Below are 24,032 nucleotides of genomic sequence, written 5' to 3'. Positions count from 1 at the left end.
CGGCACTACAATGCGCTTCCCCCACATCGCACGGATTCCGCCATGCGCACGCTGTATCCCGAGATCGCCCCCTACCAGACCGGCACCCTGCAGGTCGATGGCCGCCACACCCTGTACTGGGAGCAGTGCGGCAATCCCGAGGGCAAGCCGGTGGTCCTGCTGCATGGCGGGCCGGGCGCGGGCTGCAGCGACAAGATGCGTCGCTTCCATGACCCGGCGAAGTACCGCATCGTGCTGTTCGACCAGCGCGGCGCCGGCCGCAGCACGCCGCACGCCGATCTGGTCGACAACACCACCTGGGACCTCGTGGCCGACATCGAGAGGCTGCGCGAGCACCTGGGCATCGAGCGTTGGCAGGTGTTCGGCGGCAGCTGGGGCTCGACCCTGGCGCTGGCCTACGCCGAAACCCACCCGCAGCGGGTGAGTGAGCTGGTCCTGCGCGGCATTTTCCTGCTGCGCCGCTGGGAGCTGGAGTGGTTCTACCAGGAGGGCGCCTCGCGGCTGTTCCCGGACGCATGGCAGCACTACATCGACGCCATCCCGCCGGTCGAGCGCCATGACCTGATCTCGGCCTTCCACCGTCGACTCACTTCCGACGATGTGCAGGTGCGGCTGTCGGCGGCGCGAGCGTGGGCGATCTGGGAGGGCGGCACCAGCTACCTGCAGATCCCGGCCGACTACGCGGATACCCACGGCGACGCCGAATTCGCGCTGGCGTTCGCGCGGATCGAGAACCACTACTTCGTCAATGGCGGCTTCTTCGAGGAAGAGGGTCAGCTGTTGCGCGACGCGCACCGGATCAAAGACATCCCCGGTGTGATCGTGCACGGCCGCTACGACGTGGTCTGCCCGATCCAGAGCGCGTTCGACCTCCACAAGGTCTGGCCGATGGCCGAGCTCATCGTCAGCCCGGGCTCCGGCCACTCCGCGTTCGAGGCGGAGAACGCCGCGGCCCTCGTGGAAGCAACCGATCGGTTCGCTGGCGGCTGAGCCTTCAGTCCGCCGGGCTGCCGTCCGGGTTGTGGTCGATCATCCACAGCCCGGCCCACAGCTTGAGGTCCAGCTCGAAGCCTTCTGCGCGCTTGCGCATCAGCCAGGCCGGCGCCTGCGCCCGCGGCACCGCATGGACGATGATGTTCTCGTCGTCCACGCCGCCGCCTTCGCCGACCCGCACCAACTCGCGGGCACGCACGAAAGCGATGCGCTCGTTGCTCATGCCGGAACTGGTGGGGCCGGTCAGCAGCACCTCCACGCGGCCCGCCGACCATCCTGTTTCTTCGATCAGTTCGCGCCGCGCGGCATCCACCAGGGTGTCCTCGGCGTGGTCGTCGCCGACCAGCCCGGCCGGCATCTCGATGGTGCGCGCGCCCAGCGGCACGCGGAACTGCTCGACGAACAGCACCTCGTCGGCTGGCGTCACCGCGATCACGATCACCGCCATGCCCTGCGCATGGGTGCGCTCGCAGGACTCCCAGTGGCCAATCCGCACCAACCGCAGCCACTGGCCTTCGTACAGGGTCTGTTTGAGGTTGCTCATGCGCCGATGCTAGCGCAGGCGCGTGTCGGAAAAACTGGGGCGCCTCGCCGCGCTACAGCCCGGCAGCGTCCGCCAGCCGCTTGCGCGTCATCGGCCCGAACTTCACCCAGTCGGCCAGCGCGGCCAGCTCGTCGACATCACCACGGCCGCGCGCAAAGCCGTGTTCGGGCAGCGGCGCATCCAGCGCGATGGTGGTCAGCCGGCGCCACAGCAGGGCGTGTTCGCGCTGCTCGCGCAGGCGCGTGGCCAGCGTGGCGGCGCCGCGCAGGCGCAGGAACGGCACCTCGTCGATGCGCGCCAGCAGCGCGTCCAGCGATTCGAAGTGCGCCAGCAGCACCGCCGCGGATTTCGGGCCGATGCCAGTGACGCCGGGGATGTTGTCCACCGCATCACCGGTCAGCGCGAGGTAGTCGGCGATCTGGTGCGCGTGCACGCCGTGGCGCGCCTTGACGCCATCCGCGCCCCAGCGCTGGCCCTTGGCGAAGTCGTATTGCTCGTCGAAGTCGTGCAGCAGCTGCGATAGGTCCTTGTCGGCGGAGACAATGACGCTGCGGAAGCCCTGGCCGCGCGCGCGGTGCACGGCGCTGCCGATCAGATCGTCGGCCTCGTAGTCGGCATGCGCCAGCGTTGCCAGGCCCAGCGCCTTGCACAGCGCCTTGCACCAGGCGAACTGGCGGCGCAGCTCCGGCGGCGCCGGATCGCGGTTGGCCTTGTAGGCCGGGTACAGCGCGTTGCGGAAGCACGAATCCAGTGCCTCGTCGAAGGCCACGACGACGTGGCCGGGGCGCTCGCGTTCCAACAGTTCCAGCAGGAAGCGGGCGAAGCCGTGCACTGCGTTGGTCGGCCAGCCGTCGGCATCGTGGAACTCGTCCGGCATCGAATGCCAGGCGCGGAACACGTACAGCGAGGCGTCGACGAGGTGGAGCGTGGGCTGGGTCATGCAGCAATTGTAGGAGCGCACTGGGAGGGCGCGACGCGTTTGACGTGATTCCGCGAAAGCGTTCGCGCCCCTTCGGTGCGCTCCTACGGGTGCCAGTCCGCCAACAGCGCCGCCGGGTCGGGCCGGTCGCGCTCGGGTGCCTCCAGCGCAGGGGTGCCGATCGCAATCGTGCCTACCAGCTGTTCGTCGCCCGCAAGCCCCAGCGTGGTTTCCAGGAACTCGCGGTCGTAGACCGGCCAGCCGGTCAGCCACTGCGCGCCGTAGCCTTCGGCCTGCGCGGCCTGCAGCAGCAGCAGGCAGACGCACGAGACCGTGGAAAAGCGCTCCGAAGCAGGGATCTGGGCGTCGTCGCCCAGCCGCGCGATCACCGCCACGGTGACCGGCGGCAGGGTGAAGCGGGTTCGCAATTTCTCCACGACCGCGTCGCCTGCCTCCGGCTCGCGGACCAGCAGGCGCGCCGCGGCGGCATCGGCCAGGGCGGTGCGGGCGTCGCCGGCAATGCGCAGGAACCGGAACGGCACCCGCTTGCCGTGGTCGGGCACGCGCACCGCAGTCCGAAGCATGCGCAGCAGTCGCGCCTCGTCGGGGCCGGGCTCGCCCAGCTGGCGGGTGGGCGTGGAGCGGCGGCTGTCGAGGGCGTCCAAAGTCAGCATGGCGGGCCTGCTTGCGGGGGAGGGCCATGGTAACGGTAGGATGCGGAATCCAATCTGACGCGGAGCGGGCGATGGCGGCGACAGCGGTAATCGTGGGCGTGGCGCGTGAAACGGCGGCGGGCGAGCGCCGGGTGGCGCTGAGCCCGGAAACCTGCAGGAAGCTGGTGGCGGCGGGCGCCACGGTGCGGGTACAGCCGGGGATTGGTGCTGGCGCGTTCTTTCCCGACGAGGCCTATGTCGCCGCCGGTGCGCAGCTGGCCGAAGACGCCACCGCCGACGCCGACCTGGTGGCCTGCGTGCAGCCGCCTTCGAATGCGGCCATCGCCGCGTTGAAGCCGGGTGCGGTGCTGGTGGGCAGCCTGCATCCGCAGGCCGACCCGGCGCGCGGCGAAGCGCTGCACGCGCGCGGCATCGTCGCCTTCCCGCTGGAGCGGCTGCCGCGCACCACCCGTGCGCAGGCGATGGACGTGCTCAGTTCGCAGGCGGGCATGGCCGGCTACAAGGCGGTGCTGATCGCTGCCCAGCTGGCGCCGCGGTTCTTCCCGATGCTGACCACCGCGGCCGGCACCATCCGTCCTTCGAAGGTGTTGATCGTCGGCGCCGGCGTGGCCGGCCTGCAGGCGATCGCCACCGCCAAGCGGCTGGGCGCACAGGTGGAAGGCTTCGACGTCAGGCCGGAAACCCGCGAGCAGATCGAGTCACTGGGTGGCAAGTTCCTCGACCTCGGCGTCAGCGCCGCGGGCGAGGGCGGCTATGCACGTGCGCTGACCGACGAGGAGCGCGCCGAGCAGCAGCGCCGGCTGGCCGAACACCTGAAGAACATCGACGTGGTGGTGTGCACCGCCGCGGTGCCGGGACGGCCGGCGCCGAAGATCGTGTCGGCAGCGATGGTGGCGGGGATGAAGCCGGGCAGCGTGATCGTGGACCTGGCCGCGGAAACCGGCGGCAACTGCGAGCTGACCCGCCCCGGTGAAAACGTGGAGAATGGCGGCGTCACCATCGCCGGCCCACTCAACCTGGCGTCGATGGGCGCCCAGCACGCCAGTGAGATGTACGCCCGCAACGTGTTCAATTTCGTCAGCCTGCTGCTCAAGGACGGCGCCCTGGCGTTCGACTGGGGCGATGAGCTGCTGGCGAAGACGGTCTGGCCGGAGCGGACGCCGCCGGCCGGCTGATCAATCCGGATCGCGGCGCTCCGGCGCCGGGTGTGTCTTCACCCAATCGGTGCGCTGCTGCGGCGTCATCTGCCGCCATTTCTCCATGAACTCGCCACGCGCGTCCTTGTCCAGGCCGCGCACCGCGTGGAACAGGGCGCGGGCCTGCTCGCGCTGCTCGGGCGTCATCCCTTCCCAGCGCTGCATGCCGTGGCGTGCGCGCTCACGCTGCGGCTGCGGCATCGCCTTCCAGCGCTTGGCGTATTCCATGAAGCGTTCGCGCTTTTCAGGTTCGCGGTTCCAGCGGTCGCGCACTGGCGCGATCAGCAGCTCGCGCTGGGCGGGGGTGAGCTGGTCCCACGCCGGCATGGCGTCGGCCTTGGCCTCCTGTGCGAGGGCCGTGGTGGGCGCCAGCGCAAGGCTGGCGAGCAGGAGCAGGGGGGCGAAGTGGCGATACATGGCTTACTCCATTGCCAGCCGGGGGGCATCCGCCGAACCCAGCCAGGCATAGAAATCGGGATCCTCGTCCAGCGGCAGGCTGCCGCCGGTGCTGCTTGCAAGCTGCGCCGATGGTGCGGCGGCGGGGGTTGACGGGACTCCTTGCGGGTACAGGCGCACGCCCAGCGCCAGCGCGCACAGCGCAGCGAAACCGGCCATCGCAAAGCGCAGCCGGTGCTGGCGCGGGGCGGGTTGCTGCCCGCGTAGCGCGGCACCCCGGCGCTGCGCCAGCTGCGCTCGCACCTGCGGCGACAGCTGCGCCAGTGCGGCGGCGTGGCGGGCGCGCAGGGCGGCGTCGAAGCGGGCGTCGGCGTCCATCAGGCCGTGGTCGGACGGGTGGGTGTTCATCGGAAATCCTCCAGTTGCTTCTGCAGCGCCGCGCGCGCGCGCGACAGGTGCGTCTTTACCGAGCCTTCGCTGCAGTCCATCACGCGTGCGGTGTCGGCCACATCCAGCTCCTCCAGCACCCGCAGGGTGAATGCTTCACGCTGGCGCGCCGGCAACTTGCGCAGGGCGGCGCCGATGCGCTCCCACGCTTCGCGGCCGTCATGGCTGCGCGAGGGGTCGGGTGCATCGTCCGCCCAGTCCAGTGCTTCGCCGTCCCTGTCGGTACTACCGGGCAGCAGCCAGCGCAGCCGCAGCAGGCCGCGTCGCTGCATATCCACCATGCGGTTGCGCAGGATGCTCCAGAACAACGGGCTCCATTCCGAAGCCGGTCGGTCGCGGTAGGCCAGCATCTTCAGCATCGCGTCCTGCACCGCGTCCAGCGCGTCCTCGCGGTGACGCAGGCCCAGCTCGGCGAAGCGGAAGGCGCGCGCGTCGATGCCGCGCAGGAACGCTTCCAGCGTGACCGGCTCGGGCGAGGGCGGCGGGACTTCGGCGTTCACCGGTCCAAGCTTAGCGGGGGCGAGCAGCAGCATGGTGGCCCAGATGGCGGGCCGGCGCGGGATTGCGCCGGCCATGTGCTGGGAAACGCACGGCCCCGGCCGTGGTTGACATGGCGCGTGGCCGTGGGGCCGCAGAGTCCGGACATATCGTTATGATGCGGACAGGCAACCGGGGAGGTGGGCTGTGGGCGACGGGTTCGTGGCGCTGTACATCTTCATGCTGGCGGCGATCGCCGGCCACGTCATCATCTCGCGGGTGCCGGTCATCCTGCACACCCCGCTGATGTCGGGTTCCAACTTCATCCACGGCATCGTGCTGATCGGTGCGATGGTGGTGCTCGGGCACGCCGATACCACGCTGGAAAAGGCGCTGGGCTTCGTCGCGGTGCTGCTGGGCGCAGGCAATGCCGCCGGCGGCTATGTGGTCACCGAGCGGATGCTGGAAATGTTCAAGGCCAGCAAGAAGGGGGGCGCCAAGTGAGCGTGCTGACCCTGGTCAAGCTGAGCTACTTCGTCGCCGCCACTCTGTTCCTGCTGGGCCTGCAGCGCATGGCCAGCCCGAAGACGGCGCGCAGCGGCATCCAGTGGGCCGGCGCGGGCATGCTGATCGCCACCGTCGCCACCCTGTTCCTGCCAGAGCTGCACAACATCGGCCTGATGCTGGCGGCGATCGTGATCGGCGTCGGCCTGAACTGGGCCTGGGGTCGCAAGGTCGCGATCACCGACATGCCGCAGATGGTTGCGCTGTTCAACGGCATGGGTGGCGGCAGCGCGGCCGCGATCGGCGCGGTGGAGCTGGTTCGGTATTCGTCCGGCGCCCCGGCGCCCTCCACGTTCACCCTGTCGCTTGCCGTGATCGGCGCGCTGATCGGTGCGGTGTCGCTGACCGGCTCGATCATCGCCTGGGCCAAGCTGGACGGGCGCATGGACAAGCGCTACACCTTTCCGGGCCAGCAGTGGTTCAACGCGCTGGTCGCGCTGGCGGCGGTGGCCTGTGGCGTGATGGCGCTGCAGACCCTGGCGATGCCGTGGATCGTCGCCTTCTTCGTGCTGTCGCTGGCGCTGGGCGTGCTGATGACGCTGCCGATCGGCGGCGCCGACATGCCGGTGGTGATCTCGCTGTACAACGCCTTCACCGGCCTTGCCGTGGCGTTCGAGGGTTACGTGCTGGGCAACGAGGCGCTGATCATCGCCGGCACCATGGTCGGTGCGGCCGGCATGCTGCTCACGCGGTTGATGGCGAAGGCGATGAACCGCAGGATCGGCAACGTGCTGTTCTCCAACTTCGGTGGCGGCGGCGCGGCGATGCAGGAAATCGGCGGCTCGATGAAGCCGATCGAGGCGGCCGATGTGGCCGCGATGATGGCTTTCGCCGAGCGCGTGGTGATCGTGCCCGGCTATGGCTTGGCGGTGGCGCAGGCGCAGCACAAGATCTGGGAATTGACCCAGCGCCTGCAGGAGCGTGGGGTGAAGGTGAAGTTCGCCATCCATCCGGTCGCCGGGCGCATGCCGGGGCACATGAACGTGCTGCTGGCCGAGGCCGGCGTGCCGTACGACCTGATCGCCGACATGGACGACATCAACCCGGAGTTCGCCAATACCGATGTATCGCTGGTGATCGGCGCCAACGACGTGGTCAACCCGGTGGCCAAGACCGATCCGGCCAGTCCGATCTACGGCATGCCGATCCTCGACGTGGTCAATTCGAAGAACACCATCGTGATCAAGCGCGGCAAGGGCACCGGTTTCGCCGGCATCGAGAATGCGCTGTTCTACGCCGACAACACCCGCATGCTGTATGGCGACGGCAGCGAGATGGCGAATGCGCTGGTCAGTGAACTGAAGGCGCTGGACGGCGGGCACTGACGACCGGCGCAGGCGGCTCGCGCCTCAGCGCGCGGCCCACCACGCCACCAGCAGTGCGGCGGCGTAAAACAGCAGGTCGATCCCGCCGTTGGCCATGCCGGCCAGCAGCCATGCGTAGGATGGCCCCAGTTTCAGTGCGGATTCCCAGGGCCGCAGGCCGAAGCTCTGGCCGATCTGTCCGGCCACGATCAGCGCATTCGCGGCGCCGATGACGGCGACGCTGGCCGCCACCGCCAGCGCGCGCCGGGAGCCCGCGGCCGGCCATTTCGCCAGCTTGAGCAACAGCGCCATGTCCAGCGCGGCCAGCGGCGCCAGCCAGCTGCACTGCCGGTCAAGCGCCAGCGCCAGCAGCATCCAGGCGGCGGCAAACCCGGCTGCACCCAGTGCCAGCAGGGGCAGGGCGTACCAGCGGGGCGTCGAGGTGGCGCGGTCGGGCATGCGGGCTGATCGAGATCAAATGGCCGGCGATGATCCCATCGCGAACGCAGACGGGCAATTCGATTGGGACTAGAATGGTACGGATTCGATACGGCCATCTCTCCCCGCCATGTACTCCCGCAGCAGCGAACCCGTCCGATTCGAGCGCGATTGCGCCGCCGTCCTTGTCCCGCAGGGCGACGAGGTCACCCTGCCCGCAGGCACCGTCGGTTACATCACCCAGGCACTGGGCGGCAGCTGGACGGTATTCGTGGAAGGCAACCTGATGCGCATCGCCGGCGAGGATGGCGATGCCATCGGCAAGCAGCCGGCCGAGCCGCTGGAACTGCCCGAGGGCGCCACCGATGCCGATGTCGAACGGGTGGTGTGGGACCAGCTGCGGACCTGCTTCGATCCGGAAATCCCGGTCAACATCGTCGACCTGGGCCTGGTGTATCTGGCCGAGCTGTACCAGCCGGAAGAAGGCGGCCGCGGGGTCAGGGTGCGGATGACGTTGACGGCGCCCGGTTGCGGCATGGGCGACATCCTCGTGGATGACGTGCGCAGCAAGCTGGAAAAGATCCCGACCGTGGTCGCGACCGATATAGAACTGGTGTTCGACCCGCCGTGGAACCAGACCATGATGTCGGACGTGGCCCGCCTCGAGACCGGGATGTTCTGATTTCGCGGGTGGCGTGGACTCGCGTCCGCGCGCCGGCTGTGACTATCGGGCTAGTCATTCAGGGTCGTAATGTGACGCATTGCGGCAGCGCAAGAGTGTGATGCAGTGCCGCAAAAACTCCGGACACGCGCGATTCCCGGGTTGGTTTGCTGCGGCGCAGCAGGCTCATCGTAACAGCTGAAACCTTGCCGCTGCTTGGTTTCTGACGTTCGATAATTTCTGGTTATACCGCCATTCCCCATCCTTCTTTGTCGAGCCGTCCGGTTGGTCCGACGGTCGGCGATCGCTTCGGTATCTGTTCAGGTTCCGTAGCGACACCGGCGCCGCAACCACATGGCGGTCCACGCCAGAAGCACGCAGGTGGGCTGTGAAGTTGTTCGTCCGTCGCCGCGATCGCGGCCACTCAACCAACAACCCAGGGATAATCGCCAGTGAACCGTTTCCGCACTACCAACCTCCTCGGTACCGCCATCTTGTTCGCGCTCGCCGCTTCCGGCGCCAACGCGGCACAGCGGGCCGACCTGCACCAGCGCAACGTCAACCAGCTGCGCCAGCAGTACCAGTCGCTCACCGCGACCCAGGGCGTCGCCCCGATGGCGAACCGCCGCCATGCGCAGTTCATGCGCACCGACGCCAACAGCACCCTGCTGATGCGCGCCACCCGCCAGGACCGAGGCGTCCGCAACTACCGCTACGACCAGGCATGGCGTGGCATCCCGGTGTTCGGCCAGGGCGTGGTCGTCAGCGAGGATCGCAACGGCAACGTCCGGACCATGTTCGGCAACCTGGTCTCCGGCCTCGAGGCCGACATCGCCTCGACCACCCCGAAGTTCGGCAAGGCCGCCGCGCTGGTGGCTGCCAAGCGCCTCGCACTGGGCAATGGCATCGCGGGGATGCTGACCCGTGACGAGAAGACGGACCTGGTCGTTTACATCGACGACGCCGGCCAGGGCCATCTGGCGTACGCGGTGACCTTCGTCGCCGATTCGGCAGCGGCCGGGCCCACCCGCCCGGTGATCGTGCTGGATGCCATCAGCGGCAAGGTCATCAAGCGCTGGGAGAACCTGCAGCACGCGCTGGTCGGCACCGGCCCCGGCGGCAACCAGAAGACCGGCCAGTACGAGTACGGTACCGACTATGGCTACCTGAACGTGACGCAGAGTGGCACCACCTGCACCATGAGCAACACCAACGTGAAGACCGTCAACCTCAATGGCGGCACCACGGGTTCCACGGCGTTCTCGTACACCTGCCCGCGCAACACGGTGAAGTCGATCAACGGCGCCTACTCGCCGCTGAACGACGCCCACCACTTCGGCGGCGTGATCTTCGACATGTACCAGTCCTATCTGGGCATGGCGCCGCTGACCTTCCAGCTGGTCATGAAGGTCCACTACAAGACCAACTACGAGAACGCGTTCTGGGACGGCACCGCCATGACCTTCGGCGATGGTGCCAGCACCTTCTATCCGCTGGTCAGCCTGGACGTGTCCAGCCACGAGGTCTCGCACGGCTTCACCGAACAGCAGTCCAACCTGACCTATTCGGGCCAGTCGGGCGGCATGAACGAAGCTTTCTCCGACATGGCGGGCGAAGCGGCCGAGTACTTCGATCGCGGCAGCAACGACTGGCTGGTGGGCGCGGACATCTTCAAGGGCAGCGGTGCACTGCGCTACATGTGCAACCCGACCCAGGACGGCAGCTCCATCGACAATGCCGCCGACTTCACCAGCAGCATGGACGTGCACTACAGCTCGGGCGTTTACAACAAGGCGTTCTGCACCCTGGCCAAGAAGACCGGCTGGAACACGATGAAGGCCTTCCAGGTCTTCGCGCGCGCCAACCGCGACTACTGGACCGCCAGCAGCACCTTCAACCAGGGAGCTTGCGGCGTCGAGACCGCGGCCACCGACCTTGGCTACACCAAGGCCGACGTGACCGCCGCCTTCACCGCGGTGGGCGTGTCCTGCTCGGGCGGCGGCGGTGGTGGCAGCACCGGCGGCGTCCTGACCAAGGGCGTGACGGTCACCGGCCTGTCGGCCAGCACCGGCGGCGAAGTGGTCTACACCCTGCAGGTGCCCTCGGGTGCGAGCAACCTGGTGTTCACCATGTCCGGTGGCACCGGCGATGCCGACATGTACGTGAAGTTCGGCAGCAAGCCGACCGACAGTTCCTATGACTGCCGTCCGTACAAGTCCGGCAATGCCGAAAGCTGCACCATCGCCACGCCGTCGGCCGGCACCTACTACGTCCGGCTGAAGGCTTACTCCGCGTTCTCCGGCGTCAGCCTGAAGGGTGACTACAGCACCGGTGGCGGTGGCGGCGGTGGCACCACCACGGTGAACCTGCCGTCGGTGGCGTCGGGCAGCTGGTCGAGCACCTACACGCTGGCGGTCGCAGCAGGCAAGACCGCGACGATCAGCATCGCCGGTGGCACCGGTGACGCCGACCTGTACGTCCGTGCCGGCGCCGAGCCGACCACCAGCAGCTACACCTGCCGCCCGTACAAGACCGGCAATGCCGAAACTTGCACGCTGACCCCGACCAGCGCCACCACCTACTACATCAAGGTGCGTGCGTACTCGTCGTTCTCCGGGGTCACCCTGACCTACGGCACCAACTGAGCCTGCCCGGGGCTGCGCCGCATCGCGGCGCAGCTTCCGACGCACTCGGGTGAAACGAAGACCCCGGCCTTGGCCGGGGTCTTTTCGTTCGGGGCGTTGCGCGCAGCGCGGGACGGCGTCAGTTCGCTTCTTCGAACCGATTGGCGGCCACGTTCTTGCGCACCCTGTCCGGCGACCAGATGCGGCCGTTCATGGCGATGTACACGCCTTCCGGCAGCGACTGCACCGCGCCGATCGCGCAGCCGATGTTGAACTCGGCATCGGAGCCGCGGAAGCGCGCCGGGCTCAGCGCGCCGGTCATCACGATGGTCTTGCCGGGGATGCTCTGCAGCACCTTGCCGGTGGCGACCATCGAATCGGTACCGTGGGTCACCAGCACGTGGCGGGTGGGCTGGGCGGCGATGGTGGCGCGGATCAGCTCACGGTCGTCGTCGGTGATGTGCAGCGAATCCTTGCGCAGGATCGGGATCACGTTGAACTGGAAGGTCACCCCCAGCTCGCGCAGGATCATGCCGATCTGCGGCTCGCCGATCTGGTAGTCCGACTTGTCGTCGAAGTAGATCTTGTCGATGGTGCCGCCGGTGGTGACGATGAGCAGGTTGTCCATGCGCGCATTGTAAAACCCCCGCGCGCGGCATGCCCGTCAGGACAGTAGCGGCGCCAGCAGCGACACCAGCGGGTCGAGCAGGCTGCCGTAGGCGACGGCGCGGGCGGTGCCTGCGCGCAGCGGCTGGCGCACCTGCGCGGCGCTGGCCGTGCGCACGCTGCGGGTGGCCCGGTGCGGTGCCAGGCAGGCCGGATCGAATGCCAGCCCGCAGTCGCGCAGCAGTCCCCGGATCGCCGGCTCCGGGTTTTCCAGCAGGGATTCGTAACGATGCAGGAAGATGTGCCCGGGGTCGCGCGCGCGCCAGGTCGCCATCGCCCGTTCGCAGCCGCGCAGGTAGCAGGCGATATCGGTCAGGTCATTGGCGAAGTGGGGCTGGGCGTAGAACTGCTGCTTGTAGCAGGACCACGCGGTTTCCAGCGGCGCGCGCCGGGTTTCGACCACGACTGCGCCCGGCAGCATGGCGCGTAGCACGCCGGCATGCTTCCAGTTGTCCGGATGCTTGTCGGTGAAGCGTGGGTGCTGGTTGCGCCAGTGCGCCGTACGCCCCAGGTATTGCCGTCCCAGTCGATCCCAGTCGGCGGCGGTGGCGTCGGCCACCCACTGCGGATAGGGCAGGCCACGGCGCAGCGATTCCTGCTGCAGCACGATGCCGAGGTCCGGCAGTTCGCCCGCGCCCTCCACCAGCGGGTGCGCCGCCAGGATCTGTTCGAACAGGGTGGAGCCGGAGCGCGGCAGGCCGACGACGAAGATCGCGTCCTGCCCCAGCGCCGGGTCCAGCGGCGGCGGCAGGTGGGCGGTGGCCGCGAGGGCCTCCTCGACATAGCGTTCGAACGGCTGCGCGCGCCAGGGAGTCAGCTGCTTCTGCAGCCCGTTGGCGGCCTGGAATGCGGCGTATGCCGCTTCGTAGCGGCCATGGTCCTCCTCCAGCTTGCCCAGCGCGTGGCCCATCGCCACGCGGTCCGCGGCGGTCAGGTCGCGGCGCTGCAGTTGTGCGCGCAGCAGGGCCGCATCGTCGTCCCCCAGCGGCACCGTCTTGATGTTGGAGAGGCCGCGCCAGGCATCGCCGCAGGCCGGATGCAGCCGCAACGCCTCGCGGTAACGGGCGGCGGATGCATCGAAGCGACCGGCGTGCGCCAGCGCGTCACCCAGCAGCACCTGTGCGGGCAACAGGGTGGGCGCCAACGCGGTGGCGCGCTCCAGCGCGTCGATGGCTGCATCGGTATCGCCGCGCTGCTGCAGGTTGCGGCCGAGGTTGAACCATGGCGTCGGCTGCGCGGGGTCGAGTTCGCAGGCGCGCCGCCAGCTGTCCAGCGCGGCATCGGCCTGGCCGCAGGCGGATGCGGCGGTGCCCAGGTCGGAATGCAGCAGCGCGTCGTCCGCTGCCAACGCCAGCGCGCGCTGCAACGTGTCGATGGCCTGCGGGGCCCGGCGCGTGTGCAGTTGCAGGATCGCCAGGTAGCGCAGCGGTTCCGGATGCCCCGGCGCTTGCCGGCATGCCTGCTGCAGTAGCGTTTCAGCGTGCCGCGGGTCGCCGTCGCGCAACGCGCGGGCGCCGGCATGCACCGTCGCCACCACCTCCGGGGCAAGCCCGGCCATGCGCGGATCGGCGGCCATCAGCTTTCCCGGCGGCGCTCCCGGCGGGCGCGGATGCCGGGCAGGCAGGCGGCATGCACCACCAGCAGCGCCAGCGCGGCCTCCGCCAGTGCGAACAGCCGCTGCGCGGGTTCCGCCCATGCCAGCATCACGCCGTGGCTGAACCACAGCAGCGCCAGCACCGCGGCGGTGAAACCGGCGCGGCGCCAGCCGGACAGGGCAGCGATCGCCAGCAGGGCGGGCGGCAAGGCGAACACCAGCAGCCCGGAAAGTGCGTCGGCACGCGTCGCCGACCAGCCGACGAACAACGCGGCGAGTGCGCCCAGCGCGGCTGCCAGGTAGCGCTGCGCGCTCATGCCTGCAGCCGCTGCGCGAGCAGGGCGATGCGGCGGCCCAGCGCACGTGCCAGCACGGTTTCGTCCTCGCTCAGCTGCGGGTCGTCGTCGATACCGGCAACGTGGCTGGCGCCGTAGGGCGTGCCGCCGCTGCGGGTGGTGTTGAGCGCAGCTTCCGTGAACGGGATCCCGGCGACCACGCAGCCGTGGTGCAGCAGCGGTACCAGCATGGTCAGCAGGGTCGACTCCTGGCCGCCGTGCATGGTCGCGGTGGAGGTGAACGCCGCCGCCGGCTTCCCGACCAGCGTGCCGCTGGCCCATTCCGCGCCGAGGGTGTCGAGGAAATGCTTGACCGGGGCCGCCATGTTGCCGAAGCGGGTGGGGCTGCCCAGCAGCAGGCCGGCGCATTCGGCCAGGTCGCGCTTTTCGACGTAAGGCGCGCCGTCTTCCGGTTCCGGCGGCTGCGCGGTCTGCGTCACCGGCGCCACCGGCGGAAGGGTGCGCAGGCGTGCCTGCATGCCGTCGACTTCCTCGATGCCACGGGCGATCTGCCGGGCCAGCCGCGCCACCGAGCCACCGCGGCTGTAGTACAGGACCAGGATCTCGGGCATGCGCGCCAATCGTGCGTAGGGACGCGGCAGCATAGTGCAAGCGGCGGATTCATGGCATCGGTTACGCTTGCCGGATGGAACCGCTGGATTCGATCTACCGCTGGAGCGAACGCCTGCGCGACCCGGCGCGGGCCGGCAGCTTCGGCCGCTTCGTGCTGCGGCGCTTCCTCGACGACCGCCTTTTCGAGGCGGCCGGCGCGCTGTCCTACACCACCGCGTTCGCGCTGGTGCCGCTGTCGATGGTGGCGTTCGGCGTGCTGTCGGCGTTCCCGGTGTTCGACGCCTGGAGCGAGCGCCTCAGCGGCTACATCTTCGCCAACTTCGTCCCGCGCGCCGCACAGGCGGTGTCCGGCTACCTCACCGATTTCTCCTCCAACACCAAGTCGCTGACCTCCGCGGGCGCGCTGGCGCTGATCGTGTCGCTGCTGGTGACGCTGAGCAGCGTGGAGGCGATCTTCAACCGGATCTGGCGCGTGCCGACCGCGCGGCCGAAGTTCGGCCGCTTCCTGGTCTACTGGACGGTGCTGACACTGGGCACGCTGGTGGCCGCGGCCAGCGTGGCGCTGTCCACCCGATTCTTCGCGCTGGCGATCTTCGAAACCCTGGCCGGGCGCTGGCTGGAGGCGCTGATGCTGCGGCTGGCGCCGATGGGGATCGAATTGCTGGCGTTCGCCGCGGTGTTCAAGGTGGTGCCGCATCGCACGGTGGCGTGGCGGCATGCGCTGGCCGGCGGACTGCTGTCGATGGCGCTGTTCGAATGCGTCAAGGCGGGGCTGGGCCTGTACCTGGGCAGCTTCGATTCCTACCAGAAGATCTACGGCGCGGTGGCGCTGGTGCCGATCGTGATGCTGTGGATCTTCCTTAGCTGGGTGTCGATCCTGTTCGGCGCCTCGTTCGCTTCGTCGATGTCGGCGTTCCGTTACCAGCCACAGGCGTTGCGGCTGCCGCACGGGCACGAGCTGTACGGGCTGCTGCGCATGCTGGGCCGCTTCCAGCACGCGCGCGCCGCCGGAAATGGCCTGACCAGCGAGCAGATCGAGGCGATGGAGCCCAGCCTGACCGACAGCATGGTGCAGTCGCTGCTGGGGCGGATGGCCAGCATCAACGTGCTGCAGCGGGCCGAAAGCGGCCAGTGGCTGCTGGCGCGCGACCTCGACGACGTGCGCCTCGACGAACTCTACGAGGCCGCGCAACTGCGGATCCCCGCGGTCGACGTGCCGGTGCCGCAGCCGGACGACGCGCTGGGCGTCGCCGTGCGCGACACCATCGCGCAGCTGCGCACCCCCCTGCAGCAACCGTTGCGGCAGCCCGTATCCAGTGTCTATGCCGGGATCCCGGAGGAATGAATCGCATGCACGTTCGCATCGTCGCCCTGCTGCTGGCGGGCCTGCTCGCGGCCTGTTCGCGTGGGCCAGCCCCCGCGCCGCAGGCGACCGCGCCCGCGGCCAAGCCCAAACCCGCTTCCGCCGCGGTGCAGCCGCCGCAGGTGGAGCGCCCGTCGCTGCGTGTCACCACCCTGGACGGCGCGGATTACGACCTCGCCGGCCAGCGCGGCAAGTGGGTGATCGTCAATTACTGGGCCACCTGGTGCGGGCCGTGCATCAAGGAGATGCCGGAGCTGTCGGCGCTGGCGGCGATGCGCCAGCACATCGCGGTGATCGGACTGGCTTACGAGGACACCAGCGAGGACGAGCTGCGCGCGTTCCTGGCCAAGCGCCCGGTGGCCTATCCGATCGCGCGCATCGACGTGTACGAGCCGCCGAAGGATTTCGGCGCGCCGCGTGGCCTGCCCACGACCTGGCTGATCGGCCCCGACGGCAGGATGCTGCGCAAGTACACCGGGCCGGTGACCGCGCGCATGCTGGAAGACGACATCGCCGCGTTCGGCGGGCCGAAACCTGACGCCGCTACCCCGGCTGGCTGACGTGACTGCCACCCGCTTCCTCGTCCGCGGCAGGGTGCAGGGCGTGCGCTTCCGCATCGCCACCCGCGACGAGGCGCTGCGGCTGGGGCTGCGCGGCCATGCGCGCAACCTTGCCGATGGCAGCGTGGAGGTGCTGGCGGCTGGCGAAGAGGTGGCGATCGCGGCGCTGCAGCGCTGGCTGCAGCATGGCCCGCCGCTGGCGCGGGTGGACGAGGTGGTGCGCTGCGAAACGGAAGCCGTGGTCGCAGACGGTTTCTCGACCGGTTGAGCGGCGTCAGGGCTGGAAGCCCGGGATCGGCTTGAGCACGCCGTAGTGCTCCTTCGCCAGCCGGCCAGGCAGCGGCGGAAAGGCGATGTCCGGCGCGTCGATGCGGGTGTCGGGCAGCCGGTCCAGCAGGTCGCGGATCAGGGTCAGCCGGCCCAGCTTCTGGTCATTGAAGTCCACCAGTGTCCACGGCGCATGTTCGCTGTGGGTGGCCTTGAGCATCGCCTCGCGCGCGTCGGTGTAGGCGCGGTAGCGGGTGCGCGCCTCCAGGTCGATGGGCGAGAGCTTCCAACCCTTGAGCGGGTTGTCCAGGCGCTCGGCGAAGCGTTTTTCCTGCCTGTCCTGGTCGCAGCACAGCCAGTACTTGAACAGCAGGATGCCGTCGTCGACCAGCTGCCGCTCGAACTGCGGGGTGGCTCGCAGGAACGCCGCCACCTGTGCGTCGCTGGCGAAGCCCATGACCTTCTCGACCCCGGCGCGGTTGTACCAGCTGCGGTCGAACAGGGTGATCTCGCCGGCCGCGGGCAACTGCGCGATGTAGCGCTGGAAATACCACTGACCGGCTTCGCGTTCGGTCGGCTTCGGCAGTGCCACCACCCGGCACTGGCGCGGATTGAGGTGCTCGTGGATGGCGTTGATGGCGCCGCCCTTGCCGGCGGTGTCGCGGCCCTCGAACAGCACCACCAGCCGCCTGCCGCTGTGCTGCAGCCAGCGTGCGGCGTTGGCCAGTTCCACCTGCATGGGTTCCAGCAGGGCCTCGTACTGCTTGCGCTTGAGCTGGCTCATTTGCGCGATGCCCTCGGCTTCATGCTGCGCGCCACTTCCAGCAATGCCCCCTGCTGGCGGGTGCCCAGGGCGCGATAGGCGGTCAGCAGCTCATGTTCGCCCTTGGTGCGGGCCGGGTCGAGCGTGCTGGCCAGTTCCGACAGCAGCGCGCTGGCCGGTACCCCGAAGGCCCGCGCCAGCGCGTCGATCTGGTCGCGGCCGGGGAGCTTCTCGCCTTTCAGCCAGGCATTGACGGTACCGATCCCGGCCCTGGGAATGGCGGTGGCGATATCCGCCACGGACAGGCCGCGGGCCTTGCTGAGCAGTCGCAGGGTGGCGTCGATCGACATCGTCGTTCCTTTGCGGGCAGGTAGGAGACGAGTGTAGAGCGGTTGCCGACGGGCCGGGCGGGCATGCCATCGGTCGTGCCGGGCGCCTGGACGCGATGCGGAGCCCGTCCGCGATGCGGCTCAAAGCGCCAGCGAATACCACTGGGTCGCGTCTTCCTGCCAGCCGGCGGCGAGGTACAGCGCGCGGGCCGCCGCGTTGTCGCGGCTGGTCTCCAGCGCAATGCCCGCCGCACCGTCTTCGCGCGCGAACATCGCGGCGGCGTCCAGCAGGGCGCGGGCCACGCCCTGGCGGCGCGCGCCGGTATCGACGTACAGGTCGTTGAGGATCCAGGTCTTGGCGGTGCGCACCGAGGAGAACATCGGGTACAGCTGGACGAAGCCGACGGTGCTGCCCGCGCGCTTGGCCAGCAGCACGGTCGATTCGCCGAAGCGCAGGCGCTCGCGCAGCCATTGGCGCGCGAGCGCGGGGTCGGACGGCTGGCCGTAGAACTGGCGATAGGCGTCGAACAGCGCGGCCAGCGCGTCGAGGTCGGCGGGGCCGGCGCGGGAAATCGAGATCGTCATGGGAATCCCTTGTTCGTGGTGCCCGAGGCGGCGGGCATCCGGTGTGCTGGTTGTCGCCAGTGCCTCACGCCTCGCGCGCCAGCTGCGCCAAGGCTTCAGCCTGCTGTTCCTGCTGCAGGCGAAGGACCAGCGGGCCAAGGTCGCCTTCGAGGATGTTGGGCAGGTCGTACAGGGTCAGGCCTTCCACCCGGTGGTCGGTGATCCGGCCCTGCGGGTAGTTGTAGGTGCGGATGCGCTGGCTGCGGTCGCCACTGCCCACCTGCAGCTTGCGGTCGGCGGCGGTGGCGGCGGCGCGCTTCTCCAGCTCGGCCTCCAACAGCATCGCCTGCAGGCGCTTCATGGCCTTGTCGCGGTTGGCGTGCTGGCTGCGCTCGGTCTGCGACTCCACCACCACGCCGGAAGGCACGTGGGTGATGCGGATCGCCGATTCGGTCTTGTTGACGTGCTGGCCGCCGGCGCCGGAGCTGCGGAACGTGTCCACCTTCAGGTCGGCGGGATTGATGACGATCTCGGCATCGCCCCCGCTTTCCAGCGCGATGATCGCCACCGTCGCCGCCGAGGTGTGGATGCGGCCCTGCGACTCGGTGGCAGGTACCCGCTGCACGCGGTGGGTGCCGGATTCGTACTTCAGCTGCGCGTAGGCGCCACTGCCTTCGATGCGGGCGACGATTTCCTTGTAGCCACCGTGTTCGCCGGGATTGGCCGATTCCACCTCGACCCGCCAGCCGCGCGTTTCCGCGTAGCGCGCGTACATGCGGAACAGGTCGCCGGCGAAGATCGCCGCCTCGTCGCCGCCGGTGCCGGCGCGCACTTCCAGATAGAGGCCGCCATCGTCGCGCGCGTCCTTTGGCACCAGTTGCGCCAGCAGTTCGCCCTCCAGCTGGGCAAGCCGGGCGTTGGCGGTTTCGATCTCGTCGTCGGCCAGTTCGCGCAGTTCGGGGTCCTCGCGCATCGCCTGCGCGGTCGCCAGGTCTGCCCGCGCCTGCGCCTCAGCGGCCAGCGCGTCGGCCACCGGCTGCAGGCTGGCGAATTCGCGCGAGAGGCTGCGGAAGCGCGTCTGGTCCGCGGCCACCGCCGGGTCGGCAAGCAGGCGCTCCACTTCCTCGCGCCGCTCCAGCAGCGCTTCCAGCTTGCGGCGCAGGGCAGGGGTCATGCGTCGGTGTCGCCCTTGCCGGCGGTGAACAGGCGGATCGCCGCCTCGCCGAGCGCGGCGTCCTCGCGCAGCGCGGCGCTGGGCGCATGCAGCAGCTTGTTGGTCAGGGTGTGCGCCAGCAGGTCCAGCACCTCCGCCGGATCACGGCCGGCGGCAAGCTGCGCGCGTGCCTTGGCCAACGCCTGCGCCTGCACCGCCTGGCCGTGCTCGCGCAGGCGGCGCAGCGGGGCCGCCGCATCGGTCTGGCCGAGTGCGGAGATGAAGCGTGAAGCGTGCACCTCGATGATCGCCTCGGCCTGCTCGGCGGCATTGCGCCGGGCGGCACGGTTGTCCTCGATTGCCCGCTCCAGGTCGTCGACCGTGTACAGGAAGACGTCGCGCAGGCTGGCGACGTCCTCGGCGATGTCGCGCGGCACCGCCAGGTCCAGCAGCAGCATCGGCCGATGCCTGCGCGCGCGCAGCGCCTGCTCGACCTGCGCGCGCTGCAGGATCGGCTGGCGCGCGGCGGTGGCGGAAATGACGATGTCGGCCTCGGCCAGGTGCCGGTCCAGTTCCTCCAGCGGCAGCGCGAAGCCGCCGTGGCGCCGGGCCAGGTCCTGCGCGTGGGCGAGCGTGCGGTTGGCGATCAGCAGCCGGCGCACCTTGCCGGCCACCAGGTGGCGGGCGGCCAGTTCGATAGTCTCGCCGGCGCCGATCAGCAGCACGTCCGATTCATCCAGCCGGGCGAACGATTCCTGCGCCAGCCGCACCGCGGTGGAGGCGACGCTGACCGGGTTGCGCCCGATGGTGGTCTCGGTACGGGCACGCTTGGCGGTGGCGAAGGCCTGCTGAAACGCACGGTCGAGTGGACCACCGAGGCTGCCGGCGTCGCGCGCATCGTTCCAGGCCTGCTTGACCTGGCCGAGGATCTGCGGCTCGCCCAATACCAGGGAATCCAGCCCGGTCGCGACCCGGAACAGGTGGCGCACCGCATCGGCCTCGTCGTGCCGGTACAGGTAGGCATGCAGGTCGTCGCCGGCGCGCTGCTGGCCGGCCAGCCAGTTGGCCAGGGCGTCCGGCCCGTTATCGCTGCGGGCATACAGCTCGGTGCGGTTGCAGGTCGACAATAGCACCGCTTCCTGCACGCCTGCCTGCGCGCGCAGCGACGCCAGCGCATGCCGCAGCGTGTCCGGGCCGAACGCCACCGTCTCGCGCAGGGAAACCGGCGCGGTCTGGTGGTTGATGCCGAGGACGTGCAGGCTCATGGGGCGTGGTGGTGACTGCAGTGCGCGATGAATGTCGTTCAGGTGCCTGCGCTAAGCTGCGGGCCCACCGCCAATTGTACCGGCCCTTGCCATGTCCAACCCGCAACGCTCCGGTTCGCGCACGTTCCCGCTGGCTGCGCTGCTTGCCGCGGCGCTGGCATTCACCGGGGCCGTCGCCGGCAATCCGGTCGCCGCGCAGGCGCGTGTGGATCCGCTGGAGGCCAGCCTGGCGGGCGAATTCGCGCTGCAGGGCGGGCTGCTGCCGGAGGCGGCGCGACACTATCTGGATGCCGCCCGCGCCGCGCAGGATCCGGTGCTTGCGGAACGGGCCACCCGCATCGCCCTGCTGGCCGACGAGGACGCGCTGGCGCGCGAGGCGTACGACACCTGGCAGACGCTGGCGCCGCAAGCCAGCCTGGAGGCGCGGATGGTGGCCGCCAGCCTGGCCCTGCGCGCCGGCGACAAGCGCGCAGCGCGGCGCGAACTGCGCGCCCTGTTGGCCGAGCCGGACGGCTGGCGCCCGGCGCTGACCGCGCTGGTGGGCGCGGTCGGACGCCAGCAATCGCTGGTGGTGACGATGCTGGAAGAGATCGTGTCCCGTGACGCCCTGCCGCACCAGCTGCAGGCCTGGCTGGGGTTCGGCGGGCTGGCGCAGCGGCTGGAGCAGCCGAAACTGGTGGACCACATCGTCCAGCGGGTGGTGACGCTGTTCCCGGGAGAGCCGCGCGTTGCGCTGCTGCGGGCGCAGCTGCTGCGCGAGGGTGGCAAGCTGGAGGAGGCGCGCGCCGCGCTGGCGGCACTGGGCGAGCCGGCGCAGCTGCCGCCGTCGCTGCGTTGGGCACTGGCTGGCGAATACGATGCATTGGGCGATGCCGGCAAGGCCGCGCAGGTGCTGGCGGCGGGCGCCCAGGACGAGGCCGCATACGCCCGCCGCGCCGCGCTGCTGGACAAGGCCGGTGACAAGACCGGGTTGACTGGGCTGTACGAAGAACTCAAGCGCGGCGCGACCACCCCCAATCCGATGCGCCGGCTGCTGCTGGGACAGCTGGCCGAGCTGCTGGAGCGCTACGACGAGGCGCTGGAGTGGTACGCCAAGGTGCCCGGCGAGCGGATGCAGGGTGCAGCCCGCCTGCGCGCCGCCGGCGTGCTGCACGCGATGGGGCGCTCGCAGCAGGCCTACGACGCGCTGCATGCCATCCAGGCCGACGCCGCGCTGGCCGAGGACGAGCGGCGCGATGGCTATCTGCTGGAGGCGGAATTGCGCCAGAAGGCCAAGGACGCCAATGGCGAGCAGGATGCCTACGCACGTGGGCTGGCGGCGTTTCCGGATGAGTCGGCGCTGCTGTATGCGCGCGGGCTGATGTGGGAGCGGCTCGACCAGATCGGCAAGGCCGAGGCGGATCTGCGTCGCCTGCTGGTGATCGAGCCGGACAACGTCGCCGCGCTCAACGCGCTGGGCTACACGCTCGCCGATCGCACCGACCGCTACCGCGAGGCGCTGGAGCTGATCGACCGCGCGCGCGTGGCCGAACCGGGCAACGCCGCCATCATCGACAGCTATGGTTGGGTGCTGTTCCGGCTGGGTAAGCCGCGCCAGGCGCTGGATCACCTGCGTCATGCCTATGCGCTGCAACAGGACCCGGACATCGCCAGCCACCTTGGCCAGGTGCTGTGGGTGCTTGGGCGCCGGGACGAGGCGCGCAAGTATTTCGATGACGCGCGCCGCCTCGATCCCGACAACCGGTCGCTGCAGCGCGCACTTCAGGAGACCGGCGCGTGAAGTGGGCGGCCTGCGCCCTGCCGGGTCTGCTGCTGGCGGGCTGCGCATCGCTGCCCCCGCCGGCGAGTGGTGATGCTGCCGCAGGCGAGGCCGCCCAGCGCGTGCGGATCGGCGCGCTGGGACTGGCGGACGGGGATTGCGCTGCGCCGGCCTGGTCGCTGGTTGGCAGGGTGGCCCTGTCCAACGGCAGGCAGGGCGGCAGTGGCCGGATCGAGTGGACGCAGGCGGCGGGTGTGCAGCGCCTCCAGTTGTCGGCGCCGGTGACGCGGCAGAGCTGGACCCTGGAGGTCGATGCCGGCGGCGCCGCGCTGCAGGGCGTCGCCGACGCCCCGCTGCGCGACCCCGACCCGGCGCGGCTGCTGCGCGAAGCGACCGGCTGGGATATCCCGGTGGCGGCGCTCGGCTGCTGGGTGCGTGGCGCCGCCGCCACGCTGCCCGGGCTTGGCCCGGCGCGGATCGAATACGGCGTGGATCTGTTGCCGCGGCGGATCGAGCAGGGGGGGTGGACGGTCGAGTACGACGGCTGGCGGGGTGGTGCCGATGGGCTCGCCCTGCCGGGGAAAGTGGAGACCCGTCGTGGCGAGGACCGGGTACGCCTGGTGGTTGACCAATGGATTGCCGAATGACCGCTCTCGGTGCATCGGAAGGCTGGACCGCGTGGCCCGCACCGGCCAAGCTGAACCTGTTCCTGCACATCACGGGACGGCGCGCCGACGGGTATCACGAGCTGCAGACCGTGTTCCGCCTGCTCGATTGGGGCGATACGGTCCATCTGCGCCCGCGCACCGATGGCGTGATCGCCCGCATTGGCGGCGGTGCAAGCGGGGTCGCGGAAGCCGACGATCTGATGGTGCGTGCTGCGATTTTGCTGAAAAAAGAGTCCAATTCCTCGCAAGGTGTCGACATTGGAATCGAAAAGAGGATTCCGATGGGTGGCGGATTCGGCGGCGGTTCCTCCGACGCGGCCAGCGTGCTGGTCGGCCTCGACCGTCTGTGGGGCCTGCGGCTGGGGGAAGCGCGGTTGGCCGCACTGGGACAGCATCTGGGCGCGGACGTGCCGGTGTTCGTGCGCGGCCGCAATGCTTGGGCGGAAGGCGTCGGCGAGCGGCTGGTCCCGATCGAGTTGCCGCCCGCGTGGTACCTGCTGGCTTCCCCGGGGGTGCATGCCGCCACCGCGGCGTTGTTCCAAGCCCCTGATTTGACGCGGGATGCGCCACCCGTGACAATAGCGGGCTTCCTTTCCGGAGCTGTGCTCGGCAATGCGTTCGAGCCGGTGCTGCGTCGCCGCGAACCGGCCGTTGAGGCCGTGTTCGAGGCGCTTGCGCGCGTCGGCAGGCCGCGTTTGACGGGTTCGGGCAGCGGTTGTTTCGTGGAATTCGCGGATCGCGGTTCCGCCGAAGCGGCGCTGGCGGCGCTGCCGCCGGGCATGCATGCCTGGGTGGCGCGTGGCGCGGAACGGTCGCCGCTGCTGGATGCAGTGGAGCAGCATCACTAGGGGCGTCGCCAAGTGGTTAAGGCACCGGGTTTTGATCCCGGCATTCGTAGGTTCGAATCCTTCCGCCCCTGCCAACCCGCGCTCCCGC

Annotated in this window: 27 protein-coding genes, 1 tRNA gene and 1 pseudogene; 13 read left to right on the top strand and 16 right to left on the bottom strand. The window is 69.7% G+C overall.

The window, feature by feature from the left end; all coding sequences use genetic code 11:
• Positions 1–42: 42 nt before the first annotated feature.
• Positions 43–990 (top strand): prolyl aminopeptidase, encoded by a 948-nt coding sequence (pip, locus tag ICG51_RS04300; RefSeq protein ID WP_190281796.1) that lies wholly within the window; start codon positions 43–45, stop codon positions 988–990.
• A gap of 4 nt (positions 991–994) precedes the next feature.
• Here pip and ICG51_RS04295 read toward each other — a convergent pair whose 3' ends face one another.
• From ICG51_RS04295 to ICG51_RS04285, 3 genes are all read right to left on the bottom strand, one after another.
• Positions 995–1,537 (bottom strand): NUDIX hydrolase, encoded by a 543-nt coding sequence (locus tag ICG51_RS04295; protein WP_190281795.1) that lies wholly within the window; start codon positions 1,535–1,537, stop codon positions 995–997.
• 52 nt (positions 1,538–1,589) lie between these two features.
• The gene (locus ICG51_RS04290; protein ID WP_190281794.1) at positions 1,590–2,477 is read right to left on the bottom strand and encodes a 5'-3' exonuclease H3TH domain-containing protein; all 888 of its coding nucleotides are present in this window, start codon (positions 2,475–2,477) and stop codon (positions 1,590–1,592) included.
• An 83-nt stretch (positions 2,478–2,560) separates the two neighbouring features.
• Positions 2,561–3,130, bottom strand: coding sequence for a nitroreductase (locus tag ICG51_RS04285; RefSeq protein WP_190281793.1), 570 nt, complete (start codon positions 3,128–3,130; stop codon positions 2,561–2,563).
• 71 nt (positions 3,131–3,201) lie between these two features.
• Here ICG51_RS04285 and ICG51_RS04280 point away from each other — a divergent pair, with 71 nt between their 5' ends.
• Positions 3,202–4,305, top strand: a complete 1,104-nt coding sequence (locus ICG51_RS04280; RefSeq protein ID WP_190281792.1) for an NAD(P) transhydrogenase subunit alpha — start codon at positions 3,202–3,204, stop codon at positions 4,303–4,305.
• Here the strand turns inward: ICG51_RS04280 and ICG51_RS04275 are convergent, their stop codons facing one another.
• The 3 genes from ICG51_RS04275 to ICG51_RS04265 are packed head-to-tail and all read right to left on the bottom strand — an operon-like array spanning position 4,306 to position 5,702.
• Positions 4,306–4,743: a DUF3106 domain-containing protein gene (locus tag ICG51_RS04275; RefSeq protein WP_190281791.1), complete on the bottom strand. Its 438-nt coding sequence runs from the start codon at positions 4,741–4,743 to the stop codon at positions 4,306–4,308. It lies immediately after the preceding gene.
• A 3-nt stretch (positions 4,744–4,746) separates the two neighbouring features.
• Positions 4,747–5,130: a hypothetical protein gene (locus tag ICG51_RS04270; RefSeq protein ID WP_190281790.1), complete on the bottom strand. Its 384-nt coding sequence runs from the start codon at positions 5,128–5,130 to the stop codon at positions 4,747–4,749.
• On the bottom strand, positions 5,127–5,702 hold the full coding sequence (locus ICG51_RS04265; RefSeq protein WP_190282350.1) for an RNA polymerase sigma factor: 576 nt from the start codon (positions 5,700–5,702) through the stop codon (positions 5,127–5,129). Before ICG51_RS04265 ends, ICG51_RS04270 begins: the two co-directional genes overlap by 4 nt.
• A 151-nt stretch (positions 5,703–5,853) precedes the next feature.
• Between ICG51_RS04265 and ICG51_RS04260 the strand changes: the two genes are divergently transcribed.
• Positions 5,854–6,150, top strand: coding sequence for an NAD(P) transhydrogenase subunit alpha (locus tag ICG51_RS04260; RefSeq protein ID WP_190281789.1), 297 nt, complete (start codon positions 5,854–5,856; stop codon positions 6,148–6,150).
• The gene (locus tag ICG51_RS04255; RefSeq protein ID WP_190281788.1) at positions 6,147–7,535 is read left to right on the top strand and encodes an NAD(P)(+) transhydrogenase (Re/Si-specific) subunit beta; all 1,389 of its coding nucleotides are present in this window, start codon (positions 6,147–6,149) and stop codon (positions 7,533–7,535) included. The genes ICG51_RS04260 and ICG51_RS04255 overlap by 4 nt, the downstream gene beginning before the upstream one ends.
• A gap of 24 nt (positions 7,536–7,559) precedes the next feature.
• Here ICG51_RS04255 and ICG51_RS04250 read toward each other — a convergent pair whose 3' ends face one another.
• Positions 7,560–7,973, bottom strand: coding sequence for a hypothetical protein (locus tag ICG51_RS04250; RefSeq protein WP_190281787.1), 414 nt, complete (start codon positions 7,971–7,973; stop codon positions 7,560–7,562).
• Positions 7,974–8,082: 109 nt separating this feature from the next.
• Between ICG51_RS04250 and sufT the strand changes: the two genes are divergently transcribed.
• Positions 8,083–8,634 (top strand): putative Fe-S cluster assembly protein SufT, encoded by a 552-nt coding sequence (gene sufT, locus ICG51_RS04245; RefSeq protein WP_190281786.1) that lies wholly within the window; start codon positions 8,083–8,085, stop codon positions 8,632–8,634.
• A gap of 431 nt (positions 8,635–9,065) precedes the next feature.
• Positions 9,066–11,258 (top strand): pre-peptidase C-terminal domain-containing protein, encoded by a 2,193-nt coding sequence (locus ICG51_RS04240; protein ID WP_255428742.1) that lies wholly within the window; start codon positions 9,066–9,068, stop codon positions 11,256–11,258.
• A 118-nt stretch (positions 11,259–11,376) separates the two neighbouring features.
• On the opposite strand, the gene ICG51_RS04235 is transcribed toward ICG51_RS04240, so the two are convergent.
• From ICG51_RS04235 to wrbA, 4 genes are read right to left on the bottom strand one after another with little or no spacing between them, the layout of a single operon-like run.
• Positions 11,377–11,865, bottom strand: coding sequence for an asparaginase domain-containing protein (locus ICG51_RS04235; protein ID WP_190281785.1), 489 nt, complete (start codon positions 11,863–11,865; stop codon positions 11,377–11,379).
• A gap of 36 nt (positions 11,866–11,901) precedes the next feature.
• Positions 11,902–13,479 carry a sulfotransferase gene (locus ICG51_RS04230; protein ID WP_190281784.1) on the bottom strand — a complete coding sequence of 526 codons (1,578 nt, stop codon included), beginning with the start codon at positions 13,477–13,479 and terminating at the stop codon, positions 11,902–11,904.
• Positions 13,479–13,814, bottom strand: coding sequence for a DUF2069 domain-containing protein (locus tag ICG51_RS04225; protein WP_190281783.1), 336 nt, complete (start codon positions 13,812–13,814; stop codon positions 13,479–13,481). The genes ICG51_RS04230 and ICG51_RS04225 overlap by 1 nt, the downstream gene beginning before the upstream one ends.
• Positions 13,811–14,404, bottom strand: a complete 594-nt coding sequence (wrbA, locus tag ICG51_RS04220; RefSeq protein ID WP_190281782.1) for an NAD(P)H:quinone oxidoreductase — start codon at positions 14,402–14,404, stop codon at positions 13,811–13,813. Before wrbA ends, ICG51_RS04225 begins: the two co-directional genes overlap by 4 nt.
• A gap of 74 nt (positions 14,405–14,478) precedes the next feature.
• On the opposite strand from wrbA, the gene ICG51_RS04215 reads away from it, so the two are divergent.
• Genes ICG51_RS04215 through ICG51_RS04205 form a run of 3 tightly spaced genes read left to right on the top strand, consistent with a single transcriptional unit; the run spans position 14,479 to position 16,596 of the window.
• Positions 14,479–15,750: a YihY family inner membrane protein gene (locus ICG51_RS04215; RefSeq protein ID WP_190281781.1), complete on the top strand. Its 1,272-nt coding sequence runs from the start codon at positions 14,479–14,481 to the stop codon at positions 15,748–15,750.
• 5 nt (positions 15,751–15,755) lie between these two features.
• Complete coding sequence (locus ICG51_RS04210) at positions 15,756–16,328, top strand: TlpA disulfide reductase family protein (RefSeq protein WP_190281780.1); 573 nt, start codon at positions 15,756–15,758, stop codon at positions 16,326–16,328.
• A gap of 1 nt (position 16,329) precedes the next feature.
• On the top strand, positions 16,330–16,596 hold the full coding sequence (locus ICG51_RS04205; RefSeq protein WP_190281779.1) for an acylphosphatase: 267 nt from the start codon (positions 16,330–16,332) through the stop codon (positions 16,594–16,596).
• Positions 16,597–16,602: 6 nt separating this feature from the next.
• Here ICG51_RS04205 and ppk2 read toward each other — a convergent pair whose 3' ends face one another.
• From ppk2 to hemA, 5 genes and pseudogenes are all read right to left on the bottom strand, one after another.
• On the bottom strand, positions 16,603–17,379 hold the full coding sequence (gene ppk2, locus ICG51_RS04200; protein WP_190281778.1) for a polyphosphate kinase 2: 777 nt from the start codon (positions 17,377–17,379) through the stop codon (positions 16,603–16,605).
• Positions 17,376–17,708 (bottom strand): helix-turn-helix domain-containing protein, encoded by a 333-nt coding sequence (locus ICG51_RS04195; RefSeq protein WP_190281777.1) that lies wholly within the window; start codon positions 17,706–17,708, stop codon positions 17,376–17,378. The genes ppk2 and ICG51_RS04195 overlap by 4 nt, the downstream gene beginning before the upstream one ends.
• 120 nt (positions 17,709–17,828) lie before the next feature.
• Positions 17,829–18,272 (bottom strand): GNAT family N-acetyltransferase, encoded by a 444-nt coding sequence (locus ICG51_RS04190; RefSeq protein WP_190281776.1) that lies wholly within the window; start codon positions 18,270–18,272, stop codon positions 17,829–17,831.
• Positions 18,273–18,336: 64 nt separating this feature from the next.
• On the bottom strand, positions 18,337–19,425 hold the full coding sequence (prfA, locus tag ICG51_RS04185; RefSeq protein WP_190281775.1) for a peptide chain release factor 1: 1,089 nt from the start codon (positions 19,423–19,425) through the stop codon (positions 18,337–18,339).
• A 62-nt stretch (positions 19,426–19,487) separates the two neighbouring features.
• Positions 19,488–20,669: pseudogene (hemA, locus tag ICG51_RS04180) on the bottom strand (glutamyl-tRNA reductase); the annotation flags it as partial.
• Between the two features lie 91 nt (positions 20,670–20,760).
• Here hemA and ICG51_RS14435 point away from each other — a divergent pair.
• From ICG51_RS14435 to ICG51_RS04160, 4 genes are all read left to right on the top strand, one after another.
• Positions 20,761–22,449 carry a tetratricopeptide repeat protein gene (locus tag ICG51_RS14435; RefSeq protein WP_190281773.1) on the top strand — a complete coding sequence of 563 codons (1,689 nt, stop codon included), beginning with the start codon at positions 20,761–20,763 and terminating at the stop codon, positions 22,447–22,449.
• On the top strand, positions 22,446–23,075 hold the full coding sequence (gene lolB, locus ICG51_RS04170) for a lipoprotein insertase outer membrane protein LolB (protein WP_190281772.1): 630 nt from the start codon (positions 22,446–22,448) through the stop codon (positions 23,073–23,075). The genes ICG51_RS14435 and lolB overlap by 4 nt, the downstream gene beginning before the upstream one ends.
• Positions 23,072–23,944 (top strand): 4-(cytidine 5'-diphospho)-2-C-methyl-D-erythritol kinase, encoded by an 873-nt coding sequence (gene ispE, locus ICG51_RS04165; RefSeq protein WP_190281771.1) that lies wholly within the window; start codon positions 23,072–23,074, stop codon positions 23,942–23,944. Before lolB ends, ispE begins: the two co-directional genes overlap by 4 nt.
• Positions 23,943–24,018: transfer RNA gene (locus ICG51_RS04160), tRNA-Gln, on the top strand. The genes ispE and ICG51_RS04160 overlap by 2 nt, the downstream gene beginning before the upstream one ends.
• The last annotated feature ends 14 nt before the right edge of the window (positions 24,019–24,032 follow it).

The sequence above is a fragment of the Thermomonas sp. XSG genome (assembly GCF_014678725.1).
Classification (GTDB): domain Bacteria; phylum Pseudomonadota; class Gammaproteobacteria; order Xanthomonadales; family Xanthomonadaceae; genus Thermomonas.
This window is presented reverse-complemented; position numbering and strand designations above follow the sequence as displayed.